The organism is Pseudoalteromonas sp. HM-SA03 (assembly GCF_002289345.1).
Classification (GTDB): Bacteria; Pseudomonadota; Gammaproteobacteria; order Enterobacterales; family Alteromonadaceae; genus Pseudoalteromonas.
On sequence record NZ_NSDG01000207.1, the window covers coordinates 1 to 8797 of the forward strand.

An 8797-nucleotide genomic window follows, 5' to 3' on the forward strand; every position below is an offset into this window, starting at 1 on the left:
ATCGTTTGGTTTCCCCAATCCTTTGAGTGCAGAATTAAAGCTTAGGCGGGATCTTAGGAAGGTGCAAGTTAGTGGTGGGTGTCAGCGACTTAAGCGGTGGGCGGGATCTTAGGAAGGTGCAAGTTAGTGGTGGGTGTCAGCGACTTAAGCGGTGGTGGGTGTCAGCGACTTAAGCGGCCTACGCCTAGTATGATGTTTTTGTTCATCAGCTCGCAATTTTGCTAGCGGCTTCCTCCATACTGGCCCTCGCGGATTTGCACTTGCCATTCGCTAGTAGTTATCGTTTAATAACAATCAGTTATTTAAACGGTGATCTTTCTACAGAGGACTTTCACCTCATTAGTTAATGCCCATGTCGGGCGTACACAAGTCAAGGCAGCATCGCCCCTGCGGGGCTGGATGCGCTAACGCGCGCCGCTGTTTGAGGCGTTAGCCACCCAATTCGAGTTCCGAGTGAATAAGGAAATATATGAACTTTGCAGAAGTACTAAAGAAATATAGACGGAGCTCTGGGATAACCCAGATCGAACTCGCGAAGTTGCTTGATACACACCAACCTATTATAAGTAACTTTGAAAGTGGCAGGACTGTACCGACACCTCAAGAAATTGAGCGAATAGTTGAGGCGTTAAAGCTTAACGAAGCTGAATCTGCACAATTAAAAGGTGCATCTATACAACAATCTGCCTCTGAGCCTACTCCACTGGTTAACGAACGAGGCATTTCTAGTAGCGACCTAACAAAAGAGTTTAATACTCAGATACTTGATCTACGGAATTCAATTAACTCCATAAGTGATAGGATTAGCACAAACGGAGGCGATAACGGCGAACTTGCATCGGCTATATCCGATATGCAGTCAGCTATTGCAGATTTGCAAAAGACAAGTAGTGACATTACAGCACCGGTAGCCCTGCCGTCGAAAGATGAGCTTCAAGTACGCTTGATTTCCACTACAAACTTCGATCGGCTAGAAGAATATCGTAGCGGCGAAAATAAATGGTTCTCATTTGGTTGCTTATTCGCAGGTATGCTAGGAGGGATACTTGTAAATATCATTACCGGTGCATCAATTAGTCCAAATACTTGGGTAGTAGGTGGGACATTTATAGTGGGTAGTGTTCTTTGCTTTTTATCTGGGTATAATTATTCAAAGAAAGCTACAGCTTTAACCAACAAGTTAACTCACCAAAATAATGGCTAATCGGGTAGCCGAGGGTATCTAGCCCTCAGCCCCACAACACCCTGCATGCGGGTCCGCAAAGGGCGTTTCATCTAACAGATTACCCGTTTGGGTAATGCACTTTTATCCATCCGTCTCTGAGTGAATATAGTCCCTCGTTTTCAGATAATTTAAGCTTAAGGCTTGTTGAATACCGGGTGTTTTGGAACTGCGCCAAGGCCCTTTACTTGTGATGCCACAGGCAACGGCTGCTTACACATGAACTCCACGCTTCATCAGGTTTCTCACTTTAGTTCTCGGTTTTCTCCATTGTCGCCAGTAACACATCCTGATCCTGCGCCTTATCCATTGGTCTAGGTCAACACATTGCTGGTATGCGTTTGCAATACCAAAATAATTGATCCATTCGCTTAGATATTGGCTTAATTTAAACAACTGATATTGCATGCTCACGCCCCAATTGCGGTTAGTTAAAATGCGTATCTGTCGCTTAAATTTATGCAGGATTTTGTAATGCCATTTGATTACTCCACGTTTAAAGGAACCGAGTAAGAACAATACAGACACCCAAAGTTATCTATTCACCATAGTTACGGCAGTTTCGACTTAGAATTACAAACAAGTGTTCATCACTCATATCAAAAGTGCTTCTAAAAAAGCTAGTTATTGGCGTTTACGTATTTCTCGACGTCAAAATCAGCTTATCGCGCACGGCATGGGAGAGGCTACGGTTAGCGCAGCTTGAGGCGTTATTGCTAAAGCCTTTATTTGGTCCAGCCAGCAAACGTTCACAATTTGCTAGGTTTGTGCGCCGTCGTTTTTTGAGTGTTTTACAATTAGTGCGCTGTAACTTGCTCTCGGCCATTCTTCAATGAGCTTCTAAGTTATCCAGTTGCTTTTAAACAGCTTGTGCCAGCGTATCACAATGGCTTTATCAGATATGCGCTTAGCCTTTTTATCATCAACATGCAAAAACCAACTTAAGAGATAAACAGGCTCTTGTGCTAAATAACCTCAAGCTAAGTAAATTTTACGCAAATTATACGGCAACGGAATTTCGACAAGGATAGAATAAAGACATAGCGCAAGTTGGAGTCACTATGTTTTCCGAGAATGGATTTATTGCCAAGAATGAGTATCTCGTTAGTTTTCTGGTTTTGCTGTTAACCAGCGCCTTTGCCGTTGCCTTAGACTCGTTGCTACATTCGGCGATCAGTGTACTGCTGGTATTACAGTTGGGGGTTGTTGTTGTTTCTCTCATCGCAAAACGTTGGATGGCACTGGGGGTGGCGGTTGTTAGCAGTCTAGTGTTCAACTTTTTTATCACAGAGCCCAGATACACGCTTCATATGAATAACACCGAGGACGTGGTCAATTTAGTGGTATTTATCACGGTGGCATTAGCTACCAGCTATTTATCGAGCTATATCAAAGAGCAAAAGCAGCAGCTTTTAGTTGCGAATGTGCGCTCCAATATCTTGTTGTCGGTTTCTCATGATCTACGCACACCGCTCGCTGCGGTGATAGGAGCGCTCGAAACGCTAGAAACCTATCGTGATAAGTTAGACCAAGACGAGCAAAATGAGCTGTTGGGGTCGGCACGATCAGAAAGCCACCGTTTGTTTCGCTATATCGAAAATATTTTGCAAGCCACCAAGTTACAGCATCAAGGGGATGAGCTTTCGCTTTTGAAGCAACCTACGTCTATTGATGTCTTGATCGATAACGTGATTTTGCGGCTAGGCGCGCCATGCGTCTCGAGAATGCCACAGAATATGAGTCCAATTCTCACGATACAAGCTGCACTCATTGAACAAGCCCTGTTTAACTTAATTGAAAATGCAGTCACCTTTAGTCCCGATGGAGAGCGGGTTGAGATTTCCTTTGGAGAAACGCAGCAAGCGTTGTTGATATTTATTCAGGATAACGGCCCTGGGATCCCCGTTGCTCGGCAAAAAGAAGTCTTTACCGCCTTTAGCTCATTTCGACAAAGCGCCAGCAAAGACGGTGGCAGTGGCTTAGGGTTGAGTGTGGCGAGAGGTATTATTCGTGCGCATGGCGGTGATATTCGCATTTTGCCCACGACGCAAGGCTGCACAATGGAAGTTAGTTTGCCAAAAGAGGAGGCGCATTGATGACCCACACCATTTTATTGATTGACGATGAAGAAGAGATCCGTCGTTTTATCCGCTTAGCATTAAAAGCTGAAGGGCTGAATTATGTGGAAGCCAGCACCGGAAAGGAAGCCATGTCGGTGTTAAAGGGTGAGCTGCCAGACTTAGTAATCTTAGATCTCGGGCTACCAGATTTTGATGGATATAGCATTTTGAAGAAGATCCGAGAAACCAGCAAGTTACCTGTATTGATCTTAACTGCGCGAGATCAAGAGGCTGAGAAGATTAAACTGCTTGAGGGCGGCGCAAACGACTACCTGACGAAGCCTTTTAGCATCAAAGAGCTAATAGTGCGCGTCAAAGTGCTATTACGAGATTTAGTACCGAACAAACGCTTGCTCGCCATTGACTACGGCAAGTTGATGATAGATTTACAAAAGCATCAAGTCATTATGGATAACGCACCATTAGCACTATCGAAAAAGGAATTTGCACTACTTAGTATGCTTGCACAAAGAGCACAGGAATTAGTCAGTCAGCAAACCTTATTAAAGCAAATTTGGGGCGAAAGCCATGTGGAAGATAGTCACTATTTACGGATTGTGGTCAGCCAGTTACGTAAGAAACTCAGTGACGATGCTGCTACACCAAAAATCATAGAAACTGAGCCCGGGGTTGGTTATCGGTTTTTACTTTTACCGCTCAATAAGCATTTCTCATAACGGAGTATATAGAGGTTGTTATGGCACAATTTGTAGTTATTGGTTTAGGCCGATTTGGTTTTGCGGCTTGTTTGGAATTAAAGCGGCTTGGAAACAAAGTGATAGGGGTAGATAGTCGCGAACGTGTGGTGAACCAAGTTGTTGAGCATATTGATTATGCCACCTCTTTGGATGCGACCGATGAAACGGCATTACGCCAACTAGATATTACGAGAAGCAAAGCGGTGCTGGTCGCCATTGGTGAAAACCTAGAAGCGAGCATTTTATGTGTACTGTCGCTAAAGAACTTGGGCGTTGAGCAAATTTGGGTTAAAGCCAGCTCAGAAGCGCATCATACAATTTTATCTCGTTTAGGCGTAACACGCGTGATCCACCCTGAAGAAGAAATGGGGATCAAGGTTGCACAAACACTGAATTACCCTATGGTGAATCAATATATGCAGTTGGGGCATGGCTTTTACATGGTGGAAGTCATCGTGAATAAATTAAGCTGCGGACAGTCTTTGGCGACGCTATTAAAGCGTGCAAAGGGCGAAATCAAGGCTGTGTTAGTGCAGCGCGGCAAAGCGTGTTATACCAATCCAGCTGAGTCATTTTTGATCAACGAAGATGATAAAGTGATCCTCAACGGTCAGTTAAAAGCGTTAAATTCTATCGCGTTAAAACTGGGGGCGTAATGAAAACATGGAGTCCCCACTATTATCCCTATCCAAATAGCAAGCCCAAAGCCCACAAAAAGCCGCTGAGGTTAAGCCCCCCTGCAGTTCTGTTTATTGGGTTTTGCGGGCTGATAGCTTTAGGTACTATTTTGTTGTTGCTACCGATAGCACACACCCAAGACATCAAAGTGATGCAAGCGTTATTTACAGCAACTTCCGCGGTAACGGTGACAGGACTTGCCGTATTGAGTACGCCAAATGATTTTACGACCTTTGGCCATCTCGTTATTGCTAGCCTTATTCAAATCGGTGGACTGGGGTTTATGACCATTACGGTTGTGGTGCTGCGGGGGATAGGGCAGCAAATGGACATTAGTAAACAACTTATCGCAAAAGAAAGCTTTGGCATAGCTCGATTTGATCAGTTGGTTGATACAGCCAAATGCGTGTTAGTTTATGCACTGATCATCGAATCTATAGGATTTACCATTTTGCTTGCCCATTGGTATCAAACGCTACCGCTTGGTGATGCGATAATGCAAAGCTTCTTCTACACTATTTCGGCTTTTAACAATGCGGGATTTGCATTGCATGATGACAGCCTCACCAGTTTTCGTGGTGATTGGGTCGTTAATCTTGTGATATCAGGGTTATTTGTGATTGGCGGACTTGGATTTGTGGTGTTGATGGATATAGTAAAAAGACGCCGTTGGAGCCGGTTTGGATCTGCCACTAAGTTAGTGTTGATAGCAACAGCGGTGTTAAATGTGCTGGCATTTAGCTTATTTTGGCTTTTTGAAGCAAATAACCCAGAGACCCTTGGAAATTTACCGTTGTCTGAGCAAGTGATCACCGCCTGGATGCAAGCGGTAACGCCACGTACAGCGGGCTTTAACAGTATCGACTTTGCGCTGGTGAATGACGAAAGTACCGTGTTGACCATTTGGTTAATGATAATAGGGGGCGGCTCTATGAGTACCGCCAGTGGTCTTAAAATAACCACAGTGGTGGTGCTATTAATGGCAACTTACGCTTATTTGAGACGCAGAGATCAAGTCGCTATTGGACACAGACAGATCTCGCCTGAAACGGTATTTAAGGCGCTTAGTCTCACCGTGGTGTACTTTTTTACCGTGATGCTCGCAACCCTTATTTTAACGATTACTGAGCAGGCAAATTTAACGGATATCACGTTTGAAGCAGTGTCGGCATTAGGCACGGTTGGCTTGTCTCGAGGGATCACCGGCTCATTGTCTGAACCCGGTGAAGCGGTAATCATCTTTTTAATGCTGATTGGACGTTTGGGGCCGTTAACCTTTCTATACTTGATCGCTCGCCCGAAACGGGAGAATTTAAAGTATGCAAAAGCGGAAATTCAGGTAGGATAAGCAAAAAAATAACGGAAATCATGATGAAGTATCCCAATCCGTTGAAAGCGGGCAGTAAAATTGCGATCACGGCATTCTCAGCGGGCGTACCTGCTGCTATGCACGCGAGATTAGACAACGCTTTGGATTATCTCGCGCAACAAGGTTTTGAACTCGTGGTTGGTGAATGCCTGCGAGACAACCACAACTACGTTAGCGCGGATGTCAAAACCCGTGCTAATGAGTTTATGGGATACTTACTCGATGACACAATAGACGCGATTATGCCGCCATGGGGCGGTGCAATTGCAATGGATTTACTGACTTTACTTAATTGGGAAAAGTTGGCCCATGCTCCGCCAAAATGGCTCATCGGTTTCTCTGATGTCAGCACTTTGCTGAGCGCAGTGACTTGCAAACTAGGCTGGGCAAGCGTGCATGCAACTAACCTTATGCAATTAAATGCCCATCAACAAGACCCTTTAACGGTTGGACTTTTTAACCATTTGAGGCGCGCGCCTAATGACTCTTTTACGCAGTTTCCCTCGACACATTTTGAAGCTGAGCCACTCAATTTTGTTGATTTTCCCGATGCTGGATTTAACTTGTCCGCGACCACTCAATGGCGTATTTTGGCCAATGACAATAACCGGCAGCAGTTTGCTGGTCGATTATTAGGCGGCTGTTTGGATATTCACATGTTATTGGCTGGTACGGAATATTTTGATCTGGACGCTTTTTCACAGGCGCACCCTGATGAGTCGATTATCTTATATTTTGAAAATGGCGAAATGCCGCCAGCGGCATACTATCGTGCGCTGCAAAGTATTAAATTACGAGGTTGGTTTTCGAAAGTCGCTGGAGTTTTGATTGGTCGAAATCCAGAACCGCTAGCAAAAGATAGCGACTGGACGCACCTAGATGCATTGCAAAAAGTCTTTACTGGTTGCGATTTCCCCGTGCTATACGATGTGGATATAGGCCATCAAGCGCCGAATTTAACGCTTATTAACGGCGCTTATGCCGAAGTGACTGTTGGCGATACCTTTTCTATTACACAGACATTAATATGAATCTAGAATATAAAGTCGGCTCGATAGATGACCTTCTTGCGATAGAAAACCAAATTCCTGAATTTGCCACGCCAAGAAAGGGTAAGGAAGTCGTAGACAAACTGCGTGATAAACAACATTTATTGCTGGTGGCGTACGCTCAAGGCAAGCCTGTAGGGTATAAGCTGGGCCACGAACTACTAAACAACGAGTTTTATAGCTGGTTAGGCGCGGTCATCCCCGAATATCGCGGCAAAGGTATTGCCAAGCAGTTGTTGGTGATGCAAGAAACTTGGTGCAAAGCGCAAGGCTATAGCGCCATTAGAGTAAAGTCGAGAAACCTATTCAAAAACATGCTATTGATGTTAATAAGCCGCGATTACCAGATTGTAAAATGTGAACAAATCAACGGCTCATCGGATTGCAAAATTCACTTTTATAAGCAATTACAAAAGGCCTAACCTTTGATATTAGGCTTTATTGTTACCAGATGAGCTAGTGGCGCTTCGTCGCCATATTCCTGCTAATATTGAGCCGCTGACATTATGCCAAATAGAAAATAGGGTACCTGCTACGGCCGCCGCAGGAGTAAAAAACTTCATGGCAAGCGCAACAGCAAGCCCCGAGTTTTGCATACCCACCTCAAAGGCCATGGTGCGACATACCTTCTCGTCAAAACCGAGCCGTTTCGGAATGAAATAGCCCAAAAGTAGCCCTGTAGTATTGTGCAGGATCACTGCAACCAGCATAACGAGCCCGATGCTTTCAAGTTTTGGTTGATTAAGAGCAACGATCACTGCAATGATAAAAACGATTGAGAGCATTGAAAGTAACGGCAGTATCGGAGTTGTTTTGATAACAGAATGCGCCAGTGGTTTGGCAAGCAAGGTATTGAAAGTAACGCCCACAGCCACCGGAAGTAGCACAATTTTTAGCAGGCTCGTCAACATATCAGAAAACTGAATATCAACCACCTGGCCTATCATCAATGTGGTTAGTAGTGGCGTTAAGAATACGCCGAGTAAAGTACTAATCGCGGTCATAGAAATCGATAACGCGACATCTCCTTTGGCGAGATAACACAAAACGTTACTTGCCGTGCCGCCTGCAACCGTGCCCACTAAAATCATACCAATTAGTAGGTCAGTTTCTAAGCTCATGGTGGTTGCAATCAAGTAAGCAACACTCGGCATCACTGTAAATTGAAGTAGCACACTAACGCAAATGGCTTTTTTGTTGTCGAGCACGCGTAAAAAGTCTTTTGTAGTGAGGGTTAAGCCCATTGTCAGCATGATCAACATTAATAACGGAATAATACTGCCTTTAAATGCGCTAAATAGAGTTGGAAAAAGATAAGCGGTTACTGAGCAAATAATGGCCCAAAGAGGGAATAGTTGTACGATTCTTGTCATCATATTTTTACTTTATTTTTCTTTAGATATTAACGAAATTTTCGTCAAACACCTAACTCCAGAGATCTGGCTCATGGGCGTTAATGGTTATCTTAGGTAAAACAGCTTGTTACATTTTACTAATTTTATAGTTGGGCCCGTTTGAGGGAATTAGGTATAGTCGTTACTAGGAAAATGATAAGTAGAAAATAGGAATAAAAAATGAAGGAAGGTATGCTTGTTGTGGTTCAATAAACCCGGACACTATTTTAGGTGGTATCATTACCACTCAACTAGAGGTGTCCAATG

The 8797-nt window shown here is 44.1% G+C and carries 8 protein-coding genes and 1 pseudogene; 7 read left to right on the plus strand and 2 right to left on the minus strand.

Annotation, left to right across the window (positions count from 1 at the left end):
- Window positions 1–469 precede the first annotated feature (469 nt).
- Entirely contained in the window at window positions 470–1204 is a 735-nt protein-coding gene (locus tag CKO50_RS23425; RefSeq protein WP_095730104.1) for a helix-turn-helix domain-containing protein, read from the plus strand.
- A 79-nt stretch (window positions 1205–1283) separates the two neighbouring features.
- Here CKO50_RS23425 and CKO50_RS23430 read toward each other — a convergent pair.
- A pseudogene (locus CKO50_RS23430) lies at window positions 1284–1738 on the minus strand (group II intron maturase-specific domain-containing protein); the annotation flags it as partial.
- Window positions 1739–2283: 545 nt separating this feature from the next.
- On the opposite strand from CKO50_RS23430, the gene CKO50_RS23440 reads away from it, so the two are divergent.
- From CKO50_RS23440 to CKO50_RS23465, 6 genes are read left to right on the plus strand one after another with little or no spacing between them, the layout of a single operon-like run.
- Entirely contained in the window at window positions 2284–3318 is a 1035-nt protein-coding gene (locus CKO50_RS23440) for an ATP-binding protein (protein WP_095730106.1), read from the plus strand.
- Window positions 3318–4019: a response regulator gene (locus CKO50_RS23445; RefSeq protein ID WP_010605286.1), complete on the plus strand. Its 702-nt coding sequence runs from the start codon at window positions 3318–3320 to the stop codon at window positions 4017–4019. The genes CKO50_RS23440 and CKO50_RS23445 overlap by 1 nt, the downstream gene beginning before the upstream one ends.
- A gap of 20 nt (window positions 4020–4039) precedes the next feature.
- Window positions 4040–4696, plus strand: a complete 657-nt coding sequence (locus CKO50_RS23450; RefSeq protein WP_039494977.1) for a TrkA family potassium uptake protein — start codon at window positions 4040–4042, stop codon at window positions 4694–4696.
- Window positions 4696–6066, plus strand: a complete 1371-nt coding sequence (locus CKO50_RS23455) for a TrkH family potassium uptake protein (protein WP_176474746.1) — start codon at window positions 4696–4698, stop codon at window positions 6064–6066. The genes CKO50_RS23450 and CKO50_RS23455 overlap by 1 nt, the downstream gene beginning before the upstream one ends.
- Before the next feature lie 20 nt (window positions 6067–6086).
- The gene (locus CKO50_RS23460; protein WP_255231224.1) at window positions 6087–7118 is read left to right on the plus strand and encodes a S66 peptidase family protein; all 1032 of its coding nucleotides are present in this window, start codon (window positions 6087–6089) and stop codon (window positions 7116–7118) included.
- Window positions 7115–7558 carry a GNAT family N-acetyltransferase gene (locus CKO50_RS23465; RefSeq protein WP_095730108.1) on the plus strand — a complete coding sequence of 148 codons (444 nt, stop codon included), beginning with the start codon at window positions 7115–7117 and terminating at the stop codon, window positions 7556–7558. Before CKO50_RS23460 ends, CKO50_RS23465 begins: the two co-directional genes overlap by 4 nt.
- A 9-nt stretch (window positions 7559–7567) precedes the next feature.
- Here the strand turns inward: CKO50_RS23465 and CKO50_RS23470 are convergent, their stop codons facing one another.
- Window positions 7568–8512, minus strand: coding sequence for a bile acid:sodium symporter family protein (locus CKO50_RS23470; RefSeq protein WP_095730109.1), 945 nt, complete (start codon window positions 8510–8512; stop codon window positions 7568–7570).
- Window positions 8513–8797: the final 285 nt, after the last annotated feature.